Below are 20,710 nucleotides of genomic sequence, written 5' to 3' on the forward strand. Positions count from 1 at the left end.
GAGTCATAACAATGGAAGAAGCTGTTGGTATCCGTTGGCACCATTTTATTACCCGCATGGCGGTGCGGACTTACCCGCAGGCGAGTGCCTGTTTTGCCGAGCAGCAGGCGAGTCTGGCAACTGTGTTCCGGGCATTGTCCGGTAATGCCGGATTACGTCTGGCGCTGGCGGCAGAGCAACGGCTGAAAACGTCGCGCAGCTGGGTACAGAAAGTCGCCGGCTCGGGGTTGCGTCAGGCACTGGCCTGGCGTGACGAATCCTGCCTGTATCTGCCGGAACGGCTGGATTTTTATCCCGATGCCGGGCTGAACCGTGATTTATATCTGTGGCTGGCGGCTCTGGCAGCCTGTTCGGAACCACGACAGCATGAACAACAGCATAAGGCACAAGCGCAGCAGCCACATTGGCTGCTGCTGAATCAGCGCTGTGTCACGCTTTGCCTGCAACGCTTTCCCGGCCTGGTCAGTGTTTATCGTCGTTTGGCGGTGGCGGAGGTGGAACAGCGTGATCAGCGCCTGACCCTCAGCCAGGCGGCCTTGCCCAGAGAGCAGACACTGCGCCAGGCGATTCTGCAGCCGGGTTCGGTGAGCTATCTGCCCGCCGGACCGGGGGATGCGGATCCGGTGCCGTTGTGGTTATACCCACAGACTCAGGGGCCGGCGTTGAGTCGCACGGATGATGTGGCAGCGACAGCCGCGGATCATCCCGCGGCACAACCAAAAGCCAATATCCGGCGGCGTGCAACATTGACCGAAGACCCGGACGGGCGTGATGGCCTGATGGTGTTCCGGCTGGAGAGTTTATTGTCGTGGTCGGAGTTTATTCCGCTGGACCGGACTGCCGATGACAATGACGATGAAGACGACAGCCTGCGTATTGCCGAAGACCTGGATGTGATTACGTTATCGCAGCAACGCAGTCGCCAGGCGTCAAAAATACGCTTAGATCTCGATCTGCCTTGTGCTGCAGAAGATGATATTCCATTAAGCGATGGCCGGTTATTTGCGGAATGGGATTATCGTAAACAACGGTTGTTGCCGGATTATTGCCGGGTGATTCCGATGTTGCCACGCGCTGTTGCCGCGACCGGCCTGCCTGCGGCCTTACAGCCCGTGGCGCGGCGTTTGCGTCAGCAGTTTGCCTCATTTAATACTCAGCCACAGCTGATGCGGCATCAGCTGCAGGGGACCCAGCTGGATATTGATGCGCTGATTGCGCAGCAGGCCAGACAGCAACAGGGAAACGGCGACAGCCTGGCCCCGGTGTGGCGGCAACCACAGCGTAATCAACGCGATCTGGCCTGTTTGCTGCTGGCTGATTTGTCATTGTCTACCGATGCCTGGGCTAATAATGACAAGCAGGTGATCGACGTAATCCGCGACAGTCTGCATTTAATGGGTGAAGCACTGGATGCCAGCCATGATCAGTTTGCCATGTATGGTTTTTCTTCCCGGCGGCGTGATCATGTGCGCATTAATATGGTGAAAAATTTTAATGAACCCTGGGGACAACAGATTCATGGCCGGATTAAAGCACTGACGCCGGGCTATTACACCCGGATGGGGGCGGCCATCCGCCAGGCGAATGAAATACTGCAGGATCAGCCGGCTGAGCAGCGGCTGTTATTAATTCTGACCGATGGCAAACCCAACGATCTCGATCTTTATGAAGGACAATATGGTTTAGAAGACACCCGCATGGCGATTATTGAAGCCCATCGTAAAGGCATCACCACTCATTGTGTCACGATCGATCAGGACTGCCAGGATTATGTGCCTTACGTGTTTGGTCATCTTGGCTATTTCCGCATCGAACGGGCCGATCAGTTACCGCGTATGTTGCCTCGTCTTTACCTGAACCTGACCGGGCTGAATTCGTGAGCCGTGTTTATTCGTCTGAGGCCCGAGAGTTGCCCGGAGACCTGGCATTATGGTTTTTTCTGTGTGCTGAGCTGGCCGTGTTTGGTTTATTAATTATCGGCTTTTGTCTGGTCAGGCTGCAGTATCCTGAGATGTTTTATCACGGTCTGCAGCAGTTACATATGGCGGCCGGCATTGCCAATACGCTGGTGTTGTTATCGGGCAGTTATTTTCTGGTGTTAGCGGTTGAACGTGTGCGTCATACAGAAATGTCGCCGGGCGGATATTTTTTTGCCGCTGCCGCCTGTGGCATGATTTATATCATTATCAAGATCAGTGAGTATCAACAACTCTATACTGACGGTTATTCATTACATTACGATATATTTTTCGGCTTTTATTTTTTCACGACTTTTTTTCATTTATTACATGTACTGGCAGGCGTCATATTGTTGCTGCTGACACAAGCCTGGCTGAAGCAGAACAACAGCGATCCGCTCGGCCGCCGTAAAGGGGCAGAAAGTGTCGCCTGTTACTGGCACATGGTTGATCTGGTGTGGATTGTCTTATTTCCCACGCTGTATGTACTAGGCTGAATAAAGGTGATGGTTTGATCAACAGCAATACCCGCCGGGTAACAGGATTATGGCTGTTAATGTTATTGCTGACGCTGACGGTGGTTGTTTTGCCGCGCCAGCACTGGCTGATGCTGGCTGTTTCGGTCTGGTTGGTAACCGTCGTTAAAGGTTTGTGGATTATCCGCTATTTTATGGAGCTGAACCGGGCTCCGTTGATCTGGCAACGAATTCTGCAGGGCTGGTTAATTCTGACCGTTTCTGCGGTAACAATGACTGCCATCAGGCAGCTATGAGCCTTCGGGCAACCTTAAGGAGATTGATGATGAAAAAATTACTTCTGGCTACTGCGGTGATGACCATGGCCTTCAGCTCTGTCAGCTCAGCGGCAGGAGACGCGGCCGCCGGTGAAGCAAAATCCGGTATGTGTGTGGCGTGCCATAACACCGACGGCAACAGCATGGTTCCTATGTACCCTAAACTGGCAGGGCAACATGCGGCGTATCTTGAAAGCGCATTAAAAGCCTACCGTGACGGTCAGCGCACCGGAGGTAATGCAGCGGTGATGGCGCCGATGGCAAAAACCCTGACCGACCAGGATATTGCTAACCTGGCGGCCTATTTCAGCCAGCAAAAAGCCAAATAAAAACTCTGTGCCCGCACTGCTTGGTGGCGGGCATTTTATTACCTACGGAGCGAGGCATGAAAAATACCAATAAACCACTGGTCTATTCCTGCTCGGGCTGTTCCCAGGTTGCTCAGCTGGCGAACCGGATTGCGGTGGATCTGGATCGTAATGACGTTGCTGAGATGTCCTGTATTGCCGGAATTGGCGGCCAGGTTAAAGCCATTCTGAAACTGGCCCGCTCAGGCCGGCCGGTGCTGGCAATTGATGGCTGTCCACTGTGTTGTGTACAGAAAAGTCTACATCATATTGGTGTGACGGCGGATCATCATTTGTTGCTGTCTGATTTTGGTTTGAAAAAACGTCAGCACGAAGAGTACAGCGACGCTGATGTGAAACATTTTTCTGACTTGATTAAAAGTGACATTATTCCACTGATTAGTTTATGAGCGCTGGCTATTCCACCAGCGCCATACCCGCCAGCCGGTTCCAGTAGCCGTTACTTTCTTTGCTGCCCAGTGTGACCGGTTGTTGTCCTTTCATATTGGCGCGGAATTTTTTCAGCCACTCGAAGGTGCCTTCCGGCTCCGGGCTGAGGCGCACCACATCGACCAGAGGTGGCATCGAGGGCAGGTCGTTAATCAGGTTATAACGCATCCCCGACTGGGTCTGAATACCATTTAATACAAACAAGGGCTGGCCATCCTGGCTATATACTTGCCGGCCTTTAGGGTAGTTAATACAACACAGTTCACACTGATCTTTTTGGCGATTTTCAGAACGTGCAGTAAAACAGCGGGCCGACCAGGCCAGCGGCATATGGCCAAAGGCAAACACTTCGGTTTCAAACTGACTGCGTACATTACGAATCACTTTCTGATACAACAGAGATTCCAGCCAGTCGCGTGATAGTTCAAGCGGCATTACCCAGCGTTGCAGGCCGGCGTTAATCAGGTATTTCAGGGTATTCTGGTTGTAACAACTGATGGCGGGTCCAGCAATAAAAGGTAAGTTTTTTTCTTTCGCAAGCTGTACTGCGCCGATATCATTCGCTTCCACGACAAATTCACCGTTGTCGATGTAACGCGTCATTTCACGCACCAGTGTCGGGCTTTCCAGCAGGGTCATGGTCGACAAACACACCTGTTTGCCGGCTTCTCTTAAAGTCAGGGCAATCTGCTGATAATCTTTCAGGTTCAGTTCCCGGCGTTTGCTGCACACGGTTTCGCCAAGGTAAATAATATCCGCATCCGATTCTGCGGCCTGTTGGTAAAAACGGATAACCTGCTCTTTGGGCCAATAATACTGAATAGCTCCCAGCGATAATTTCATGGGTTATTTCCACTTACGGTGATAGGCGCCCAGAGTGGTCTGGCTGCCTTCTGATAATAAACTGAGGGTTCGGTTCCATTCGTCCTGTACCTGAAAGCGCTGTGGGTCTGCCATCAGGGTATCGATTGCCTGGCGCCAGACACGGGTGATTTTTTCGACATAGGCCGGACTGCGCTGACGTCCCTCGATTTTAAGAGAGCAGATTCCATCGTTATATAACTCAGGTAACAGCTCCAGGGTGTTCAGGCTGGTGGGTTCTTCCAGCACATTAAAGACTTCATCTTCCACCCGAAAACGGCCTTTACACAGAGTTGGGTAACCGGCATTTTCACCGGCTTTAAAACGATCGATTGTGACGCCGTTTAGCCGTGATTCCAGTGTGCCGTCGGCTTTTTCTTCCCAGCGTACATAAGCCGCCGGCGAGCAGACACCGGCGGTGTTGGGTGATTCACCGGTCATGTAAGAGCTCAGATAACAGCGACCCTCCGCCATAATACATAAACTGCCAAAGGCAAAAACTTCCAGCGCCATATCCGACATCCGGGTCAGTGCTTTAACCTGAGATATGGATAACACCCGCGGCAATACCACCCGGCTGACCCCCAGACTGCGGTAAAAATCAATGGCTGCCGGATTGGTGGCAGAAGCCTGCACGGATAAATGTTTTTCAATTCCCGGATAACGCTCGTGAGCGTATTCGAGCAATGAAATATCGGCCAGAATTAATACATCAGCGCCGCTGTTGACGGCGCTATCGACGGCCTGTTGCCAGCGTTTCCAGTGATCGGTATGGGCAAAGGTATTGATGGCGACATGGATTTTACGGCCATGACGATGAGTGTAGGCAACGGCTTCATCCAGGCCAGAACCCGCGAGATTAAGGCCGGCAAAATGGCGCGCGTTGGTATCGCCGCGCAGGCCAACATAAACCGCATCGGCTCCCTGATTAATGGCTGCTTTCAGAGCGGGTAAACTTCCCGCCGGGCACAATAACTCCATACATTATCCGCCGTAATAAACTTCCAGCGTATGGTATTAGAGCCGGGTGTTTGTCGCTAAACCCAATTAGGGGTAGTTTTAAATTACTCATTAATAGGTTTTGTCTGCTTGCTACAAAGTTTTTATGCTGGCATGACGCTGATTGAGAACCTGACTATGGCTTTGTTAAATCCCGCTGTGTTGTTGCAGCATAATCTGATCAAACTGCCGGCTGTGATTACCCGCTATACGCCAGACCTGGTGCTGGAGCAGCTGATTGCCGTTGGCCTGAATCATTTAATGGCGACGGAAATCGCGCAGGGGGAGCTGGATTTTCTGCAGCGTAAAATGGCCACTGTCAATATCACGGATCTGAATTTTTGTTTCAGTACCACCCTGCTGGGGAATAAAATTCACGTCAGAGTACCGGCCAGGGAAGCACAGGTAACCTTACGTACCGATCAGCAGGCGCTGCTGGAAATGTTACACGCTGAAATTGACCCGGATACGCTATTTTTTCAGCGCCGGCTGTTGATCACCGGGGATACTGAACTGGGACTGGAACTGAAAAATCTGATTGACCGGCTTGAGCTGGCAGACAGAATTCCGTCAGCGTTAATGAAGCTGATCAGTGGTATTCATAGCCGGCAGCAACAACTGGCTGCCGAGCAAGCAGACTAGTGCCTGTTAACGAGCGCTAGTAAAGCGCGATCAGTTCGCCGCTGCGGTTAAAGGTCAGGTATTCGGCAATCATACCGCTGGTTATTTTATTGACCATCAGCTGCAGATACTGATCGGCTTCTTCCGCCTGAGGTGGGAAACCATCGTGCCCGGCCATTGAACTGACAAAAGTAATGTCCCAGTTTTGCCCGGTTCGTTCTGATTCCTTTACCAGTTCGTGAAAATGCATCACCTCACCAGGTAACTTATCCACACACAACACCGGGCTGAGCACACCACCACTGCCGTTTTCAAAATTCTGCTGTTGTTCCTGGCTGTAGCCTTCAGGTAATTCAGACCTGGCCATCACAAATAACAGGCGTTGTGGTTCCGGCTGGCTCATGGCCGTCAGAATCAGATCTTCGTAGGAGGTTATGTTCATCTAAACACCTTGTGGCAATGCATAAAACAACTGATGACCCGATTGCCGAAACGTACCACCAACCCTCAAATCCAGATGATACAAACACCAGCAATCCTGCATCCCAAGCTCAGCTGTGGGGTCATCAGTTAATTAAGATTCTAAGCTGGCTGTGGCGATCTGCAACGGAGCATTGTGGGTATATCGGAGTGGGGGGATTACCGTTTTTGATATCGCCTATCGACACCAGGTTATCCGTGACTGGCGTAGGTTCGTAATCTGGATACTTGTAGTGGAGTTTCGTGTCGTAATAGTCCGAAGTGCACAAAGTGGCATCGACGGCGTACAGGTCGCTGAGTAGGCGATGTTCCTTTTCGTAGATCCATTCATCAGACTTCTCGAAATAGATTCGGGTGCTGTCAGCCATATGAAAGCTGCTCTTCAGTCTCTGGGGGAGGGCTTTCATTCTGTCTTTGCGGTAATGAACCCGGCCTAATTGCCTGGATTTACTACCGTCTTCTTTAAAGAAGTTATGGGAGGTATCGAAGGCAACTACGATTCCGCGGTGGTTGCCGGCGTAATGACTCCACATCAGCAGGTTATCGCTGGTTTCAGTGAAGGAGACGATGCCTATTTTTTTGAAAGCTCGCTTTAAAAAACTACGGTTGAAGTCGAATAGTTCTTTGCTGACGTCTGTCTCTGGCGTCATCTCTAGCTGGGCATGTATATCCAACGTGTGGTCAAACATATATTCGTTGGAGGGCCGCAGCTCGAACGGGTCGTTCAGTGCACTGCGTGGTGTGCAGCGCAGGAAGAAATTTTCGAAGGACTCCTTCCTGTAGGGCATGTATTTGAAAAGTATTGGCGTATCGCTCATCTAACCTCCGGGTCAATCTTGTTGTTCGGTGGATGTGAGCGTTTCAAACTGCAGACAATAGTCATCATCGTCGATTGTTGCTTTTTGGCAAACAAAACCATGCTCTTCGGTTTTAGTTTTTACTATGTTCAGATTATCTTCAGTCATTAAAGCTCCGCAGGTTACCGAAACTATGGCATCCAAAGGTATTTTAAAAAAACATAAGAGCTCGGAGCTGTTAAGTAAAGCAGTTGGAAGAGGTTTCGCCGGTCCGGTTAATTCATACTTCTTGCCGCCATGAGTAGTGGGAGGCGGTGTATCAAGTGTATGACTTGCGTGTTCGTCCCAGAACTCTTTGTTCACAAATATGTGATCGGAGTTCACGAGCTTCCGTATGACTCGATGTTCTTTTTCATAGATCCATTCATCTGACTTCTCGAACAGCGGAGCGTACAGATCAACCATTTCTGGATTTTTCGATCAGGAACCAATCCCTCTGTTCTACGTTTACGGTAGCGAACTCTATCTAAGCGTTCGGTGTGCCCGTCTAGCGATGCGAAAAATGGGTGATTTATGTTGTATTCAATTACCAAACCGCGATGGTTATCACCGTAGTGCGACCACATCAGTAAGTTATCTCTTGTCTCAGTCAGAGATATAATTCCGATGTTTTTTAGCTCATTTGTGAAAGGCATTAAAGTGCGAACATGATCACTTACATCGCCTGAAAGATTCACCCTCATCTCTTCTCGAGTCTTTCCCCATCTACCAGATGGCTGAGGAGCGATGCCAAACTCACACTCAATCAAATAATTTAAGCCTGGCAGAATCTCAAAAGGGTCGTTCAATGCCGCTCTTTGTGAGCAACGAACCAAGAAGTTGTCAAAGAATTCCTGGCGGAAGGGCATATACTTGTAGAGGGTATTCATGGAGCCCTTTTCTTTGTAATGTCAGCTCAGCGCCTGCTCAATGGTGGCGTTGGTCAGGTGTTGTTCGGTTTCGCTGGCTTGTTGCAGGCCGTCTTTCAGCTGGTCGCAGAGGGCGAATAGCTCATCGACTTTGCCGGCGATGTACCCATCGGTAACGGAGAACGCTTCGTCGATCTGGGTATGACTATCCGACCCGCCGCTGACGATTGCGGGTGTAATATATTTGGTACGGATATCCGTTTCGGTTAACGCTTTCTTGTCCATAAGGCCCAATGGCACCGTGGGGGTGGTGTCGTACTGATTATTAACTTAACAGTGAGTCTACTACAGCTGTATGCGCTTTAGTATGCAATTACAGCCGATAAAGATGTCCAGAGTGTTTATCTTTCGTTGCTACTCAAGGGTCATTAAATGACCCACTAAATAACTACGCGCAACAGCCACAAAAAAGGCCCTTAACCGCGTGGTTAAGGGCCTTTTAGGAAGTCCGTGGACTTTAATATGGTGGTGCCGTGGGACGCCGGTTTGGTTCCCTCAATAGGAACTGAATTAGTCCCTCAATTGCTTTAGTAAGCCAATGCGGGTCTATGCTTACGCAGGAGCTTTGGAACCTTGTTTGTCAGAAGCTAGCAGAAACTCGGTTGACAATTGGCCTTGTTCGGGCGCTTCACCATTGAAAGAAATTTGATATCCCATTGCCTTATAGCTTTTCTCCCGTTTGTTGAACATTCGCTGCAACATAGGGAGCGAGCAATCGACATAATCATAAATGGTGACACGATCTTTGCCATCCGACTCTCGGTGAATACGTCCGGCATACTGAGCCAGTGAACCTTTCCATGCAATCGGCATGGCTAAGAACAGCGTGTCTAATCTTGGCAAATCAAAACCTTCGCCCACATACTTACCAGTGGCAACGACGACCTGCGCGGTGGGTAGTTGTTCCTCAACGGCCTTACGCTCAGACGCGCGCATTGCGCCTTTTAAAACGACTGAATCGATATCGCTATCGAGTAGCATGGCATTGATTGTTTCAGCATGTTCTCTGCGTTCTGTCAGAACTATTGGGTGTTTTGATTGTTCAAGGCAGGCTAAAACATCATTGATTATTCGTTGAGTTCTCGCCTCATTCTCCATGATCCATCGATAAGCGTCAGATATTTTTGGTCGCTCTTCTGAGTGGGCTAATTGCCTTGGCGGGATGTCATAAAGCTGATGAACAACAACTTGTTGCTCAAATTTTTCTTCTGTTGTGCTTTTAACCTTGTGACGAATAGGACCTGCGGCCATAAAGATGATTTTCTGGTGGCCATCCTGTCGTTCGGGTGTGGCGGTCAAGCCGAGTACATATTTAGCTCGAAGTTCTGGCAAGCCTTTGACATTGCTTTCACTTCTTCTTGCCATTGGCCTTTATCAAAATCAGCCGCAAGAAAGTAGCAAGTGTTATCGTGCATTAAAGGATAGAGACCGACCACTTGTTGCCCGGCTAAGTGGCGATAAATGATCTGGTCATTTAACTCGGTGAATTGACGGTGATTGCAGTCCTGACATTTGATGCGAGGCTTGTGACAGATCCCTTGTACCCACTCGTTATTGCAGGCAACAGAGTAACCACTTCGACCTTGTTTGTTTTGCCAGCGGTTAGCAAAAAAATCGGCTCGGCCCCGAAACAATCCTCTAAAAATGGCAATCTTTTGTTCTGGTGAATATAAGGGCGAGTCAGATGTATTTGATGGGGGTTGTTGAAGTTGTTCTCTGAGAGCTAAAAGTTGCTTTTTCTCTTGCTCAAGCTCTGCGAGCCGAGCATCAATCTCGGCTGTGCTTTGAAATCCATCACTCTTAAGCATGCGCTTGAGGTGGTTTGATTAAGGATTCAGCAGGAATACCCAAACCTTCATGCAGCTTCCAGATCATTTTTAGCGTGAGCGAGCGTTTGTGATTGAGAATTTCATAGACTCGGTTGCTTTTACCAATCATGGGCTCGAGGTCTTTCACTGTTAAACCTTTACGTTCCATCTCGAACTTGATGGCTTCAACAGGGTCAGGCAGTTCCATAGGGAAATGCTTGGCCTCATAAGCTTCGATAAGCGTAACCATGACATCCAGCTTTTCGCCTTCAGGTGTGTCAGGGCCAGCCATCATCAGGCTTTCAATTTCTTTTAATGCCGCTTGGTAGTCGGCATCAGTTTTAATCGGTTTGATGTCCATAATGTTTCCTCCGGCAATTAAATAGTTTGCACATCAATTTTGTCGTATTGCGCATGGGTACCGATGAACCGGATATAGACCACGCGATAGGCATAGTTGATCCATACGACCAAACGGTACTTATTACCCGCAATATTGAAAACCACTCGCCCATCTTTGAGGATACTGGCATTTCTGAAATCCTGCTTAACATCGGCTGGAGCGCTCCAGTCAGCCGCTAAGGTATGTCGATACCAAGCAAGCGTAGACTCTTTCGCATCCATGTACTCTGGGTTTTCTTCCCAGAAAGTTTTCAGTGTCGATAGGGCAATGATTCTCATAGAGTTAATGATAGTCCCAAAATGGGACTTGCTCAACTAAAATATACAGGAGAATCAATATGAATGAATATCAAGCGCTTATAACGCAAAGAGAGCTATGTAATCGTTGACGTGCATGGACGCACTAAATTCGCGGGCGCATGGATGCGCAGGAGCGATGGCAGGTAAGCGAAGCGACACTGGAGCGCTGGCGTTCAGAGGGTATAGGCCCGATTTATGTGAAATTGGGTGGCCAAGTCAGGTACAGACGAGAGGATGTGTTGGAGTATGAGGCCAGTTGCTTAAGAAAGAGTACTTTTGAAGCTGTTTGATGGTGAGTTAGTACGCAACTTCCCGCATCAGCCCTAACTTCCTGATAGTAAAGCTGCGGGTTAATAAAAAGCCCTAATGGCTGTTGAGGGCTCATTAGGGCTATTTACAAGATGGGGTCGTCTGAATTGGAATCTTAAGTTGTTGATATTTATACACTTATATGTGTTTGAAATTTATCAGTGTAACTCATGGTGTAACTATTGAGGTTGGATGCTCCTTGGTATTGCTTCATGGAGCTTAATCTTCCCTTGTATCTAACTATTTGTTTGAAGCTATCTATTGCTATTGCGATGGTTGGACTTGTAGCGCTTGTGGAAGGTAAAGTTGGCTTTTTGCGTGATGTTAAGAGATATAAATGAGCGACAAAAGTACCTTCTTACTGTACAAGAATCCTGCCGATTTGTTTGGTAAGGGATCGTTTGGTCAAGTGGCGTTTGACTTGGAGACAGGCGTAAACTTTTCTCCATACGTAGTCGATCAATCAGATGTAAACACGCACTATTCGCTGCTAGAAGGTGAAGAAGGTCTTATTATTGATGGGCAGGTAGTGCAAGGGCTCCCTGTTTATACGCGCTATACTAAAGGTCGTTACCAATGCTGTCAGCGTGTGCCGCATGTAGGCGATATTTATTGGGAGCCATCTTTAATCAGTGCTCAAAGCGGAGGGCATACAGTGTGGGATCCTTCTTCGTTCTCACCATTGGATAGTGAGCATTTTGGAAAGTGGAGCGAATTTGGGAATTGGGTGCCGAAGTATAAAATGGAGCGTCTTCGTGACCTTCTTCTTCACAGAACAATTGTGGGCCTTGCTGGCAATTTAAAGTACGTTTTGATTGTTTTAGATGGAATGGCTGATTATCGAGGCCATGTTGCTAATACTACATTCAGGCAGATTGGTGATTTGACTGGCTATGGAAAGGATACAGTCAATAAGCACTTGGATGAGCTTAAGAGGCTGAAAGTTATCAAAGAGCTTTCCAGAACAAGGCGTAAGCAGAAAGGCATGCATCAAGAAACTTTGCCACGAGAATACGAGATACTCATTGGCTATCAAACAGTTGAGTGGAAAGATCAAAACTTCTCGTTAGTGTCCACTAACTACTAGGGTATAATAATTTAAAAATAAAAAGAAAAAATATTTTAGTTTTCATTAATGCTTTGTATATAGCTCCCTTTGTTCAAATTTTGTAAGCTAGTTTTAATATTTGCAGAGTAATTTTTGACACTAGAAAGTAAGCGCTACTCAATACCCATGGTGGCTTACACCTGTTTTTGAGCAGGGGTTATGTGTCGGTTATAACTAGTATTTATAGAGACAACTAACATCAGATACTTAGAGCACTGACTAGTGCTCTAAGTATCTGATTCGTATGTGTGACAAGAAATAATGCTCTTGCTGATACCTGTGTGTTAACTAACTGCAGGAGCAAACACAAATGTCTATACAGCTAACAATCCCTTCTAGCTTAGAAATCACTACAGAAGCATATTTCAATGATATGCCTATACAGTCCCGGCATGGCCCTCTAGTCGTAAACTACCTCGAGTCTAGTGAGAAGGTCTTGCGAAGAGCTTTGCAATGTCATCCAAGAACATTAGCTGTACGTGTTGACTTACGTTTCCCTCCGAATGCTAAAAAACTAGATGCTGCTGTGATATCTCGCTTTATCGCATCGCTTAGAGCTCAGGTTGTTGCAGACCTAAATGCTAAGAGAAGAGAGGGTAAGAGAGTGCATAACTGCACGTTGCGTTTCATTTGGGTGAGAGAGCAAGATACGTCCGAAACTCCTCATTACCATGTCTTACTGCTTTTCAATGCTGATACCTATAACTGTTTAGGTAACTTTCAGGCTGAGCAAGGGAACTTGGCATATCGTATTCGAGCGGCCTGGGCCAGTGCTTTAGGGATGAGACTTGAAGACATTGCAGGTGCAGTGTATTTCCCTGCCAACTCCACTTATCTGCTGAATAGCAGTAGCCCCTCGTATGTGGATGACTTCAATAACTTGTTCTATCGGGTCAGTTACTTTGCAAAGGTGGCTACCAAGTCATACGGTAGCCAGGCAAGGCATTTTGGGGGCAGTCGAGTGTAAGCAGCACTTTTTTAAATGGAGCGCTGATCTCATGTGTTAAGACTACTGAGATAACTAACCATGAAAATCTTAAAGCTGAAAGAAGTAATGGACTGCACTGCTTTGGCTCGCTCTACAATCTACAAATACATTTCTGAGGATTTCTTTCCAAAGCCAATCCCTTTAGGTACCCGCTCGGTGGGGTGGCTGGAGAGTGAGGTAGAGGAGTGGATATTAGCGCGAGTCGCGGAGAGAGATGAGGCTGCTTGATTTGTATTGTTGTCGGTACGGTATCCTGATTGTATGGATATGTACCGACATGGTGAGCCTGGCTGAACGCACTGTTCTGGGCTGTAGCGGAGGTCTTACTTGTATCCGTCGTATGTTTCTGCCCAGTCTCCTGTGTTAGTCGTTACCTCTAGCTCTAGTACGTCACATTCATACGCTCCTAGTATAAATACTTCTCCAAAAGCGAGTTTGTGTGGGTAGCTTTTATTTTGCATACGACACCCGCCACGATTGCCAACAACTCCGTTGATTGTCACTTCATCTTCTAGTGCTTTGATCCATATCTCCTCATACCTAATCCCCAAAATAGGTTCATGTTTTTCGTAAATAGAAATGGAAATATTTGGCTCTGAGCAGGCTGTTAGCCCGGTTAGGCATAAAGCGCTGATAATTAATTTGTTCATTTGTCTTCCTTATTGGGTATGTGGTGACTGTGAATTGGAGTTAGTACTGAGCTGAGTGTCGTTTGTATACAGCTTGTTCCTAAAACGGGTACATGGTATCGCGTACCTAGAATAGGAACAATGCATAAGTCATTAAACAGTCCAGAACATCAGCGTCTAACCACCTGGCTTAAGTCGGTTCGTGAGAAACACGGAATGACCATGAGGGATCTAGCTGAAAAACTTGATACTCCTCACTCATTCGTCGGTAAGACTGAGCAGGGAGAAAGACGCTTGGATGTTGTTGAGTTCATCCAGTACTGCGAAGCTCTTGGGGTTGATCCCCTTGAAGGGCTTAAAGAAGTGATGGAGCGAACTGCTTGAGGTTGATCGAATAGCCTAAGCTACCAAGGATAGAGCTGCATCGAGCGCTTTTTTCTTAGTGGTGGCTCCATGCCCAAACCAGGCAGAATCCATCCTGTGTTCAGCAGTTATTGCACGTTTCTCGTGGTCTACGAATTCGGTAATGGAATTGAGTAGGCCATAGGCGGTGTGGCGTGAAGATTCCAGTTGAGAACCCCGGCCATTGCCTTCATATAGGCTGATCGCTTTTGCTATCGATTTAACCCCCGCATTATCGTTTCCTAGATTATGTGGCGGTATAAGAACCTCATGATAAAAGCTACGTGCTTCTTTCAATGATACCTTCCGCTCGCTGAGTATCTTCATCTGATACATAAAGGTGTCCCAGGACGATACTGATATACCCAGTTGCTTTTTAATGGCTTCCGGGTCGAAGCTAGTGCTATGGGGAATCTTAACCGCGCCTTCCTTGTCCTGAGAGATCGAGATCGCCAGTGTGTTATTACAAACCACACGTACACTAGTGAACTGAGCTGTGGTGGCCATGGAGCCATCGCACGCGGTTGCCAGTAATACATAGCCATTGCTAGTGTCGTTCCCCTTTAAGCTGGTGGACTGGCCTGTACGGGCTAGAGCCCATATTTTCTTACCTCCCTTCAATACGCCAGCGGTTTCTAACTCAAAACCAGATACTTCTGTGAGGTCTTTGTAGAACTCTAAGATCTCACGAGGCTGTACGACGTTATACCGTTGTCCTACTACAGACAGTGCATTGCCAGTGTCGGATCGGTAAAGAACCGATTTATCTTCGAACGAAAGTAAACTTTCTTTTTCTTGGCCTGTATCGAACATCACAGGACTTCGATTAATTTCCCAGTTTAAACCTGCTTTATCAGCCCAAACCTCTAGTGGCATGCCTTTCTCCAGGCGAGAGCCAAGTTTATGCCAGGGCATGTCGCCCACGTATGCCATGCTTTCTACTAAATGAGACATATTAGCTACCTCTAATATACGGTTGTAAGGAATTAAGAATTAGAACTGAACTCATGACCGCACTTAGTGCATAGGTGGTTATCGAGAATGTTTTCATCAACACTCTTCCCAAGAGTTGAGCCGGTTACTCCGCCAGCGGTGCCGCCAACTAGGCCACCGATAACGGCTCCGGCAATACCCCCGAGCAGGGCGCCAATCGGGCCAGCTACCATTCCGGCTGTAGCGCCTGCTTGTGCTCCTGAATATGAGGCCGCAGCTCCACCAGCAGCTCCTGCAACTGTACCGACGGTTCCGCCGGTCTTACGGCCTGTGTTTTTGGTTATTACTGCATCTGATTTACATAATGGACAATGAATGATCATTTTGAATTACCTTTCTATGTTTTGATGAAGTCGGACTCGACTCCTGCTCAGAAAAGTAATGTAGAACTCAAAGATCGTAGAACACGGTTTTTCGGCCTGTAGAAGGGAGGGTAGCGAAGAAACAATAGCTATACCGAAAGGTGCAGGTAATGTTGAACTTTTATCAACGGATTCTGGGAAGGGGATGGATAAACAATCAAGAAAACATTAGTACCAGTCAATATGCTGCATGTGTCAGGTGTTATCCTCGCTTCTCTATATATGGCTTCGGAAAATTCATAACAAATGAAGTTAGCCCATCTCCAGAAGTTGCATTAATAGAGCCACCATGAGCTACCACAATCGCCCTGACTATTGATAGGCCAAGGCCTGTTCCTTCGGTTCCTTTTTGGCGTGATGGATCGATGCGATAGAATCTGTCAAAAAGTTTTGGAAGATATTCTGCAGGTATATCAGAGCCAGGGTTCTCTACTGCTATATATATGGATTCCAATGTTTCCCAGGATTTAATAGCAATTGTGTTTCCTGGCTCTGTGTATCGTATTGCATTTGAGATCAGGTTTGAAAGCGTACGTTGTAGCATAGCCCGATCAAATTCCAGAGAAGGGGCATCCATTTGAAATGATAATGTTATTTCATTTTCTTCCAGAAGTGCTTCGAAGAAATCCTTTATTGTGCTGACTTCTTGGTGCAAATTAATCTGAGATTTTTCTATTGTAATAAGTCCGTTATCGCTCTTTGCTATCCAAAGCATTTCATTGATCATTTTTGCGAGCCTCTCCATCTCTTCAAGATTGGAGTAAAGCAGTTCTTTATACTCTTCTAGATCTCGGTGTTTTCCTAATCCAACTTGAGTCTGAGTAATTATATTAGCTAAAGGTGTTCTTAATTCGTGAGCGATATCTGAAGAAAAGTTGGTTAACTTTTCGAAGCTTTCTTTCAGGCGACTTGTCATTAAGTTAAATGATTTAACTAACCCTACCAGTTCTTCAGGAACATCATCAGTATTCATGTAGACATCTAACTTGTCAGGGTTAACTTTCTGCATGGCATCGCCTAGCGTTCTAAGTGGTGCCAGGCCTTGGTGAACGCCAAGCCATCCAGCTAAAAGAGTTAATACGCCAGCTAACGCCATTACTATCCACAATGTATAACTAAACCCGTCTAAAAAATGAACATGAAATCCCATGTCTATAGCGGCAGCGACCCTATACTGTTTACCCTTATCAGAGAAGCTGGTGGTTATTCCTCTATAAACGTGCCCGTCTTTTTCCCACTGTTCCAGATGAGCTATTTGGATGGTTTCTTTAGCATTAGTAGCAAAAACCTGCTCTCTCGATCTTAAAGCTTCTGGCCCGTATAAAAGGTCTTTATTTTCATTCCATATTTGAAAATATACTCCGTGGTGGCCAGTTATTGCATTATCCAGTTTTGCTTGTGAAGATTCCTTGCTTTCGATTTGCGTAAAAGACTTTATGACCGCTTTGGTAATAACTTCAAGTTCTTCCGCATCCTGTTGCTTAAAGTGGTGGGATACAGCACTTTTTATAGAAATCCCTATAATGAGCAAACTGATGGTCGTTGACATTGCAACAAACAGCATAACCCTGTTTGTAAGGGAAAATGAGGGGCTTAATACTGGAAACTTAGGAGTTTTCATTATTTTCTAACTCTAGTTTGTATCCCATTCCACGAATGGTATGAATTAACTTTGTGGAAAAGTCATCATCTACTTTGGCTCGTAAACGTCTGATAGCAACATCAATGACATTTGTATCTGAATCGAAGTTCATATCCCAGACTTGTGAGGCAATTAAAGACCTGGGAAGTACTTCGCCTTCTCTCCTGGCAAGTAATTCTAATAAACAAAACTCCTTGTTACTCAGGCTGATTTTCTTTCCTCCCCTATGTACGCGTCTGCGCGGTATGTCTATTGTCAGGTCTGCTATGGAAAGTTTATCGTCTGCCAGTTGAAGCGAGTTTCTGCGCAGTAGCGTCCGAACCCGGGCTAAAAGTTCGGTAAAAGCGAAAGGCTTTATTAAATAGTCGTCTGCTCCGAGCTCTAAACCTTTCACTCGATCTTCGACACTATCCCGAGCCGTCAGAAATAGCACAGGAGTATTTTTTCCAGCTTCACGAATAGACTGCAGGATTCGCCAACCATCAATATCTGGCAACATTACATCAAGAATTAACAGGTCAAAATCTTCTGTCATAGCTAGGTGATGAGCATCTAACCCGTTACGAATCAGTGTTACCATAAACCCAGATTCTGATAGACCGGTTTTTAAGTAATCCCCGGTTTTTATTTCGTCTTCGACGACCAATAAGCGCATTTAACCACTCCTTTTTACAAGCCCCACTATATAAAGGCCAGGGATCATCAAGATTACCTCTTCATTACATTCTTGTAATGTGGGCGTAATCTCTCTGACAGTACCTCTTATTCATTATAAAGGAAAGACTACAACGCTCCTTTAACATGCGCTAGGAGGCTAGCTTTGATAAACACTGATACAAAGGCACTTTCGCCTACCCATCTCAACCGCCGTACGTTTGTCCAGGGGATTGCTGCAGGCGGATTGTTAGCTGCTCTTCCTTCCTGGGTTCATGCGGGCAGTAAAGCATCAGCTTCTTCTGATTCAATCCCGGTTCTCAGAGGTCGTGAGATTGATCTTGTTGTTGCTGAGATGCCAGTGAACTTTACTGGTGCCGTTCGTATGGCGACAACGATCAATGGCTCTGTTCCCGCGCCAACTCTGCGTTTACGTGAGGGGGATGAAGTAACAATTCGTGTGACTAACAAGCTGTCCGTTCCGACATCAATCCACTGGCATGGCATTTTATTGCCCTATGAGATGGATGGTGTGCCGGGTATCAGCTTTAAAGGGATTGCGCCAGGGGAAACCTTTGTCTATCGATTCAAGTTACGCCAAAGCGGCACCTACTGGTATCACAGTCATTCTGGCTTTCAGGAAATGACGGGTATGTATGGTGCATTGATTGTTGAGCCGCGTACCGGAGAAAAACATCAATCAGATCAGGATCATGTAATTCAGCTGTCTGACTGGACAGACGAAGATCCGATGAGTGTTTTCAGTAAATTGAAAGTACAAAGCGATGTATACAACTTAAGCCAGCCTACTTTTTTCGACTTTACTCGTGATGTTTCGGATATGGGGCTGCAATCGGCTCTGGAAAAACGTCAGATGTGGAACCGGATGCGTATGAATCCAACCGACCTTGCCGATTTATCCGCTGCCACCATGACCTATCTGATGAATGGCACGACACCGGCAGGTAACTGGACGGGGCTGTTTAAGCCTGGTGAACGTGTACGTCTTCGTTTTATCAATGCTGCCAGTAACAGCTTTTATGATGTGCGCATTCCAGGCCTCAGGATGACAGTTATCCAGGCAGATGGTCAGGATGTGGAGCCGGTCACTGTCGATGAATTCCGTTTTGGCCCGGGGGAAACCTATGATGTGATGGTCGAACCTCAGAATGATGCTTATACGCTCTTCGCACAAAGCATGGATCGCAGCGGTTATGCATTGGGTACCTTAGCGACCCGCCAGGGGTTATCTGCCCCGGTGCCGTCAGTTGACCCCGTCGAGTGGCTGACTATGGCCGACATGATGGGTTCTATGAATCACAAAGGCATGAGTGGCATGGCCATGAATCATAGCCAGCACAGTTCTCAGGATACGCAGGAAATTAAGCACGATCTCAGCAAGCCATCAGGTACAGTACAACACGCACGTACAGAGTACGGTGCATCTGTGGATATGCGAGTCGACACCCCCAGCACGAAACTGAATGACCCTGGTATTGGCCTGCGGGATTTAAGTAAGAAAGGGCTAAGGCCAGTCGGCCACCGTGTGCTAACCCTGGCAGATTTAAAATCAATTGACGGTGTTATTGATGATTATCGAACCCCGGTAAGGGAGTTAGAGCTCCATCTTACTGGCAATATGGAGCGTTACAGCTGGTCATTTGACGGACTCGAGTTCGGCAAAAGTACGCCAGTATCTTTACGCCAGAACGAGCGTGTCAGAATCATTCTGCAAAACGATACGATGATGACTCACCCGATGCATTTACACGGTATGTGGAGTGAGTTGGAAACGGATCAGGGCGAACTCCGTGTGCGCCGCCACACAATACCTGTTCAGCCAGCACAGCGTATCAGTTTCCTTACAACACCTCATGATTTGGGGCGTTGGGCCTGGCATTGTCATTTATTGTTTCATATGGACGCAGGCATGTTTCGTGAGGTAGTGGTGTCATGAAAAAAGTCATGAAAATAAAGAGCTTAAACCTGTTAACAGCAGTGGTTCTTACTGCCAGTGGTTTACCGATCAATCATGCCGTAGCGCAAATGGACATGGCTGGGGATGTTGGTCCCCAGCATCACAAAATGAGTCAGATGCAGGGGGGAAGTGCCCCAGCCAATGCTCGGGATCCACACGCCTACTCAGATGGCTTTACCTTGACCGAAGGGCCGTATGCGCAATCGGGTCCCCGGCAACTAAAACTGGCTGACGAACATGCTTTCTGGGCTGTAATGGGCAATCGTTTTGAATATCTGGAAGACAGTGAAAGCACTACTTACGACCTTCAGGCCTGGTACGGAGTGACCTTCGATCGGTTTGTGGTCAAAGCCGAAGGCGATATTAAAGATGGGGCCTTGGAAGAAAGCTCTACCGATCTGCTCTGGGGTCATGCATTAAACGCTAATTTTGATACCCAGTTCGGTATCCGGTTTGACCAATATAAAGAGGGCAAAGGTCGTCAATGGTTGGCTTTGGGAGTACAGGGATTAGCACCTTACTGGTTTGAGCTGGATGTTACTGCGTATCTGGACGACGGCGGGCGGACTGCTTTGTCTGCTGAGGCGGAATACGAATTATTAATGACTCAGCGTTTGATTCTGCAACCCCGTGCTGAGTTGAATATCTATGGCAGGGATGATTCCGATAATGGCATTGGCTCAGGTTTATCAGACATGTCTCTCGGCTTACGTCTTCGATACGAATTCAATCGTCAGTTCGCCCCTTATATTGGGGTAGAGCAGTCGAACACTTTTGGCGATACAGCTGATTATCGCCAGGCTGATGGAGAGAGCCGATCAGAAACTCAGGCCTCCATCGGGCTTAGATTCTGGTTCTAAT

The 20,710-nt window shown here is 47.3% G+C and carries 28 protein-coding genes; 13 read left to right on the forward strand and 15 right to left on the reverse strand.

All coding sequences use genetic code 11. From position 1 onward, the window contains the following. Positions 1 to 11 precede the first annotated feature (11 nt). Genes ACFOMG_RS14765 through ACFOMG_RS14785 form a run of 5 tightly spaced genes read left to right on the forward strand, consistent with a single transcriptional unit; the run spans position 12 to position 3,508 of the window. The gene (locus ACFOMG_RS14765; RefSeq protein ID WP_376867723.1) at positions 12 to 1,880 is read left to right on the forward strand and encodes a nitric oxide reductase activation protein NorD; all 1,869 of its coding nucleotides are present in this window, start codon (positions 12 to 14) and stop codon (positions 1,878 to 1,880) included. Then, on the forward strand, positions 1,877 to 2,455 hold the full coding sequence (locus ACFOMG_RS14770; RefSeq protein ID WP_376867725.1) for a cytochrome c oxidase subunit 3: 579 nt from the start codon (positions 1,877 to 1,879) through the stop codon (positions 2,453 to 2,455). The genes ACFOMG_RS14765 and ACFOMG_RS14770 overlap by 4 nt, the downstream gene beginning before the upstream one ends. Positions 2,456 to 2,469: 14 nt before the next feature. Beyond that, a complete protein-coding gene (locus tag ACFOMG_RS14775; RefSeq protein WP_376867727.1) occupies positions 2,470 to 2,730 on the forward strand; it encodes a cytochrome C oxidase subunit IV family protein in 261 nt (86 codons plus the stop codon). A gap of 29 nt (positions 2,731 to 2,759) precedes the next feature. Continuing rightward, positions 2,760 to 3,080, forward strand: a complete 321-nt coding sequence (locus tag ACFOMG_RS14780) for a c-type cytochrome (protein WP_376867729.1) — start codon at positions 2,760 to 2,762, stop codon at positions 3,078 to 3,080. A gap of 56 nt (positions 3,081 to 3,136) precedes the next feature. Further along, positions 3,137 to 3,508 carry a putative zinc-binding protein gene (locus tag ACFOMG_RS14785; RefSeq protein ID WP_376867730.1) on the forward strand — a complete coding sequence of 124 codons (372 nt, stop codon included), beginning with the start codon at positions 3,137 to 3,139 and terminating at the stop codon, positions 3,506 to 3,508. A gap of 7 nt (positions 3,509 to 3,515) precedes the next feature. Here ACFOMG_RS14785 and ACFOMG_RS14790 read toward each other — a convergent pair whose 3' ends face one another. Both ACFOMG_RS14790 and ubiU read right to left on the reverse strand, forming a co-directional pair. After that, a complete protein-coding gene (locus ACFOMG_RS14790; RefSeq protein ID WP_376867732.1) occupies positions 3,516 to 4,391 on the reverse strand; it encodes a U32 family peptidase in 876 nt (291 codons plus the stop codon). Between the two features lie 3 nt (positions 4,392 to 4,394). After that, positions 4,395 to 5,390: a ubiquinone anaerobic biosynthesis protein UbiU gene (ubiU, locus tag ACFOMG_RS14795; RefSeq protein ID WP_376867734.1), complete on the reverse strand. Its 996-nt coding sequence runs from the start codon at positions 5,388 to 5,390 to the stop codon at positions 4,395 to 4,397. Between the two features lie 156 nt (positions 5,391 to 5,546). Between ubiU and ubiT the strand changes: the two genes are divergently transcribed. Next, a complete protein-coding gene (gene ubiT, locus ACFOMG_RS14800; RefSeq protein ID WP_376867735.1) occupies positions 5,547 to 6,050 on the forward strand; it encodes a ubiquinone anaerobic biosynthesis accessory factor UbiT in 504 nt (167 codons plus the stop codon). 16 nt (positions 6,051 to 6,066) lie between these two features. Here ubiT and ACFOMG_RS14805 read toward each other — a convergent pair whose 3' ends face one another. The 9 genes from ACFOMG_RS14805 to ACFOMG_RS14845 form a co-directional block, all read right to left on the reverse strand. Further along, positions 6,067 to 6,471, reverse strand: a complete 405-nt coding sequence (locus ACFOMG_RS14805) for a ribonucleotide reductase subunit alpha (protein ID WP_376867737.1) — start codon at positions 6,469 to 6,471, stop codon at positions 6,067 to 6,069. A 124-nt stretch (positions 6,472 to 6,595) separates the two neighbouring features. After that, entirely contained in the window at positions 6,596 to 7,327 is a 732-nt protein-coding gene (locus ACFOMG_RS14810; protein WP_376867739.1) for a DUF2971 domain-containing protein, read from the reverse strand. A 12-nt stretch (positions 7,328 to 7,339) separates the two neighbouring features. Continuing rightward, positions 7,340 to 7,669: a hypothetical protein gene (locus ACFOMG_RS14815; protein WP_376867741.1), complete on the reverse strand. Its 330-nt coding sequence runs from the start codon at positions 7,667 to 7,669 to the stop codon at positions 7,340 to 7,342. Between the two features lie 17 nt (positions 7,670 to 7,686). Further along, positions 7,687 to 8,235, reverse strand: a complete 549-nt coding sequence (locus tag ACFOMG_RS14820; protein ID WP_376867743.1) for a DUF2971 domain-containing protein — start codon at positions 8,233 to 8,235, stop codon at positions 7,687 to 7,689. A gap of 21 nt (positions 8,236 to 8,256) precedes the next feature. After that, positions 8,257 to 8,499: a hypothetical protein gene (locus ACFOMG_RS14825; RefSeq protein ID WP_376867745.1), complete on the reverse strand. Its 243-nt coding sequence runs from the start codon at positions 8,497 to 8,499 to the stop codon at positions 8,257 to 8,259. Positions 8,500 to 8,826: 327 nt separating this feature from the next. Then, a complete protein-coding gene (locus ACFOMG_RS14830) occupies positions 8,827 to 9,639 on the reverse strand; it encodes a DEAD/DEAH box helicase (RefSeq protein WP_376867747.1) in 813 nt (270 codons plus the stop codon). After that, a complete protein-coding gene (locus tag ACFOMG_RS14835) occupies positions 9,570 to 10,082 on the reverse strand; it encodes a TOTE conflict system archaeo-eukaryotic primase domain-containing protein (RefSeq protein ID WP_376867749.1) in 513 nt (170 codons plus the stop codon). Before ACFOMG_RS14835 ends, ACFOMG_RS14830 begins: the two co-directional genes overlap by 70 nt. After that, positions 10,075 to 10,443: a helix-turn-helix domain-containing protein gene (locus ACFOMG_RS14840; protein ID WP_376867750.1), complete on the reverse strand. Its 369-nt coding sequence runs from the start codon at positions 10,441 to 10,443 to the stop codon at positions 10,075 to 10,077. Before ACFOMG_RS14840 ends, ACFOMG_RS14835 begins: the two co-directional genes overlap by 8 nt. Before the next feature lie 17 nt (positions 10,444 to 10,460). After that, positions 10,461 to 10,706: a type II toxin-antitoxin system HigB family toxin gene (locus ACFOMG_RS14845; RefSeq protein ID WP_449237031.1), complete on the reverse strand. Its 246-nt coding sequence runs from the start codon at positions 10,704 to 10,706 to the stop codon at positions 10,461 to 10,463. 197 nt (positions 10,707 to 10,903) lie between these two features. On the opposite strand from ACFOMG_RS14845, the gene ACFOMG_RS14850 reads away from it, so the two are divergent. The 4 genes from ACFOMG_RS14850 to ACFOMG_RS14865 all read left to right on the forward strand — a co-directional run bounded on the left by ACFOMG_RS14850 (position 10,904) and on the right by ACFOMG_RS14865 (position 13,417). Further along, a complete protein-coding gene (locus ACFOMG_RS14850; RefSeq protein ID WP_376867753.1) occupies positions 10,904 to 11,074 on the forward strand; it encodes a helix-turn-helix transcriptional regulator in 171 nt (56 codons plus the stop codon). A gap of 356 nt (positions 11,075 to 11,430) precedes the next feature. Continuing rightward, positions 11,431 to 12,180: a hypothetical protein gene (locus ACFOMG_RS14855; RefSeq protein WP_376867754.1), complete on the forward strand. Its 750-nt coding sequence runs from the start codon at positions 11,431 to 11,433 to the stop codon at positions 12,178 to 12,180. Positions 12,181 to 12,511: 331 nt separating this feature from the next. Then, positions 12,512 to 13,168, forward strand: coding sequence for an inovirus Gp2 family protein (locus ACFOMG_RS14860; RefSeq protein ID WP_376867755.1), 657 nt, complete (start codon positions 12,512 to 12,514; stop codon positions 13,166 to 13,168). A 60-nt stretch (positions 13,169 to 13,228) separates the two neighbouring features. Next, positions 13,229 to 13,417 carry a helix-turn-helix transcriptional regulator gene (locus ACFOMG_RS14865; RefSeq protein ID WP_376867757.1) on the forward strand — a complete coding sequence of 63 codons (189 nt, stop codon included), beginning with the start codon at positions 13,229 to 13,231 and terminating at the stop codon, positions 13,415 to 13,417. A 95-nt stretch (positions 13,418 to 13,512) separates the two neighbouring features. Here ACFOMG_RS14865 and ACFOMG_RS14870 read toward each other — a convergent pair whose 3' ends face one another. Continuing rightward, positions 13,513 to 13,839 carry a hypothetical protein gene (locus ACFOMG_RS14870; RefSeq protein ID WP_376867759.1) on the reverse strand — a complete coding sequence of 109 codons (327 nt, stop codon included), beginning with the start codon at positions 13,837 to 13,839 and terminating at the stop codon, positions 13,513 to 13,515. Between the two features lie 120 nt (positions 13,840 to 13,959). Here ACFOMG_RS14870 and ACFOMG_RS14875 point away from each other — a divergent pair, with 120 nt between their 5' ends. After that, entirely contained in the window at positions 13,960 to 14,202 is a 243-nt protein-coding gene (locus ACFOMG_RS14875) for a helix-turn-helix domain-containing protein (protein ID WP_376867760.1), read from the forward strand. A gap of 15 nt (positions 14,203 to 14,217) precedes the next feature. Here ACFOMG_RS14875 and ACFOMG_RS14880 read toward each other — a convergent pair whose 3' ends face one another. The 3 genes from ACFOMG_RS14880 to ACFOMG_RS14890 all read right to left on the reverse strand — a co-directional run bounded on the left by ACFOMG_RS14880 (position 14,218) and on the right by ACFOMG_RS14890 (position 17,872). Continuing rightward, entirely contained in the window at positions 14,218 to 15,174 is a 957-nt protein-coding gene (locus tag ACFOMG_RS14880) for a DUF932 domain-containing protein (RefSeq protein WP_376867761.1), read from the reverse strand. Positions 15,175 to 15,777: 603 nt separating this feature from the next. Continuing rightward, entirely contained in the window at positions 15,778 to 17,196 is a 1,419-nt protein-coding gene (locus ACFOMG_RS14885; RefSeq protein ID WP_376867762.1) for a heavy metal sensor histidine kinase, read from the reverse strand. Continuing rightward, positions 17,183 to 17,872 carry a heavy metal response regulator transcription factor gene (locus ACFOMG_RS14890; protein WP_376867763.1) on the reverse strand — a complete coding sequence of 230 codons (690 nt, stop codon included), beginning with the start codon at positions 17,870 to 17,872 and terminating at the stop codon, positions 17,183 to 17,185. Before ACFOMG_RS14890 ends, ACFOMG_RS14885 begins: the two co-directional genes overlap by 14 nt. A gap of 165 nt (positions 17,873 to 18,037) precedes the next feature. Here ACFOMG_RS14890 and ACFOMG_RS14895 point away from each other — a divergent pair, with 165 nt between their 5' ends. Then, complete coding sequence (locus ACFOMG_RS14895) at positions 18,038 to 19,828, forward strand: copper resistance system multicopper oxidase (RefSeq protein WP_376867764.1); 1,791 nt, start codon at positions 18,038 to 18,040, stop codon at positions 19,826 to 19,828. Next, positions 19,825 to 20,709, forward strand: a complete 885-nt coding sequence (locus ACFOMG_RS14900) for a copper resistance protein B (protein ID WP_376867766.1) — start codon at positions 19,825 to 19,827, stop codon at positions 20,707 to 20,709. Before ACFOMG_RS14895 ends, ACFOMG_RS14900 begins: the two co-directional genes overlap by 4 nt. The last annotated feature ends 1 nt before the right edge of the window (position 20,710 follow it).

Source organism: Bacterioplanoides pacificum, from assembly GCF_042648445.1.
Classification (GTDB): Bacteria; Pseudomonadota; Gammaproteobacteria; order Pseudomonadales; family Oceanobacteraceae; genus Bacterioplanoides; species Bacterioplanoides pacificum.

Excerpts from the sequence above, each read along its gene's own strand:
- ACFOMG_RS14765 (WP_376867723.1), top strand. The coding sequence starts at position 12 with ATGGAAGAAGCTGTTGGTATCCGTTGGCACCATTTTATTACCCGCATG.
- ACFOMG_RS14780 (WP_376867729.1), top strand. The coding sequence starts at position 2,760 with ATGAAAAAATTACTTCTGGCTACTGCGGTGATGACCATGGCCTTCAGC.
- ACFOMG_RS14785 (WP_376867730.1), top strand. The coding sequence starts at position 3,137 with ATGAAAAATACCAATAAACCACTGGTCTATTCCTGCTCGGGCTGTTCC.
- ACFOMG_RS14790 (WP_376867732.1), bottom strand. The coding sequence starts at position 4,391 with ATGAAATTATCGCTGGGAGCTATTCAGTATTATTGGCCCAAAGAGCAG.
- ubiU (WP_376867734.1), bottom strand. The coding sequence starts at position 5,390 with ATGGAGTTATTGTGCCCGGCGGGAAGTTTACCCGCTCTGAAAGCAGCC.
- ubiT (WP_376867735.1), top strand. The coding sequence starts at position 5,547 with ATGGCTTTGTTAAATCCCGCTGTGTTGTTGCAGCATAATCTGATCAAA.
- ACFOMG_RS14805 (WP_376867737.1), bottom strand. The coding sequence starts at position 6,471 with ATGAACATAACCTCCTACGAAGATCTGATTCTGACGGCCATGAGCCAG.
- ACFOMG_RS14810 (WP_376867739.1), bottom strand. The coding sequence starts at position 7,327 with ATGAGCGATACGCCAATACTTTTCAAATACATGCCCTACAGGAAGGAG.
- ACFOMG_RS14820 (WP_376867743.1), bottom strand. The coding sequence starts at position 8,235 with ATGAATACCCTCTACAAGTATATGCCCTTCCGCCAGGAATTCTTTGAC.
- ACFOMG_RS14825 (WP_376867745.1), bottom strand. The coding sequence starts at position 8,499 with ATGGACAAGAAAGCGTTAACCGAAACGGATATCCGTACCAAATATATT.
- ACFOMG_RS14830 (WP_376867747.1), bottom strand. The coding sequence starts at position 9,639 with ATGGCAAGAAGAAGTGAAAGCAATGTCAAAGGCTTGCCAGAACTTCGA.
- ACFOMG_RS14835 (WP_376867749.1), bottom strand. The coding sequence starts at position 10,082 with ATGCTTAAGAGTGATGGATTTCAAAGCACAGCCGAGATTGATGCTCGG.
- ACFOMG_RS14840 (WP_376867750.1), bottom strand. The coding sequence starts at position 10,443 with ATGGACATCAAACCGATTAAAACTGATGCCGACTACCAAGCGGCATTA.
- ACFOMG_RS14845 (WP_449237031.1), bottom strand. The coding sequence starts at position 10,706 with ATGGATGCGAAAGAGTCTACGCTTGCTTGGTATCGACATACCTTAGCG.
- ACFOMG_RS14850 (WP_376867753.1), top strand. The coding sequence starts at position 10,904 with ATGGATGCGCAGGAGCGATGGCAGGTAAGCGAAGCGACACTGGAGCGC.
- ACFOMG_RS14855 (WP_376867754.1), top strand. The coding sequence starts at position 11,431 with ATGAGCGACAAAAGTACCTTCTTACTGTACAAGAATCCTGCCGATTTG.
- ACFOMG_RS14860 (WP_376867755.1), top strand. The coding sequence starts at position 12,512 with ATGTCTATACAGCTAACAATCCCTTCTAGCTTAGAAATCACTACAGAA.
- ACFOMG_RS14865 (WP_376867757.1), top strand. The coding sequence starts at position 13,229 with ATGAAAATCTTAAAGCTGAAAGAAGTAATGGACTGCACTGCTTTGGCT.
- ACFOMG_RS14870 (WP_376867759.1), bottom strand. The coding sequence starts at position 13,839 with ATGAACAAATTAATTATCAGCGCTTTATGCCTAACCGGGCTAACAGCC.
- ACFOMG_RS14875 (WP_376867760.1), top strand. The coding sequence starts at position 13,960 with ATGCATAAGTCATTAAACAGTCCAGAACATCAGCGTCTAACCACCTGG.
- ACFOMG_RS14880 (WP_376867761.1), bottom strand. The coding sequence starts at position 15,174 with ATGTCTCATTTAGTAGAAAGCATGGCATACGTGGGCGACATGCCCTGG.
- ACFOMG_RS14885 (WP_376867762.1), bottom strand. The coding sequence starts at position 17,196 with ATGAAAACTCCTAAGTTTCCAGTATTAAGCCCCTCATTTTCCCTTACA.
- ACFOMG_RS14890 (WP_376867763.1), bottom strand. The coding sequence starts at position 17,872 with ATGCGCTTATTGGTCGTCGAAGACGAAATAAAAACCGGGGATTACTTA.
- ACFOMG_RS14900 (WP_376867766.1), top strand. The coding sequence starts at position 19,825 with ATGAAAAAAGTCATGAAAATAAAGAGCTTAAACCTGTTAACAGCAGTG.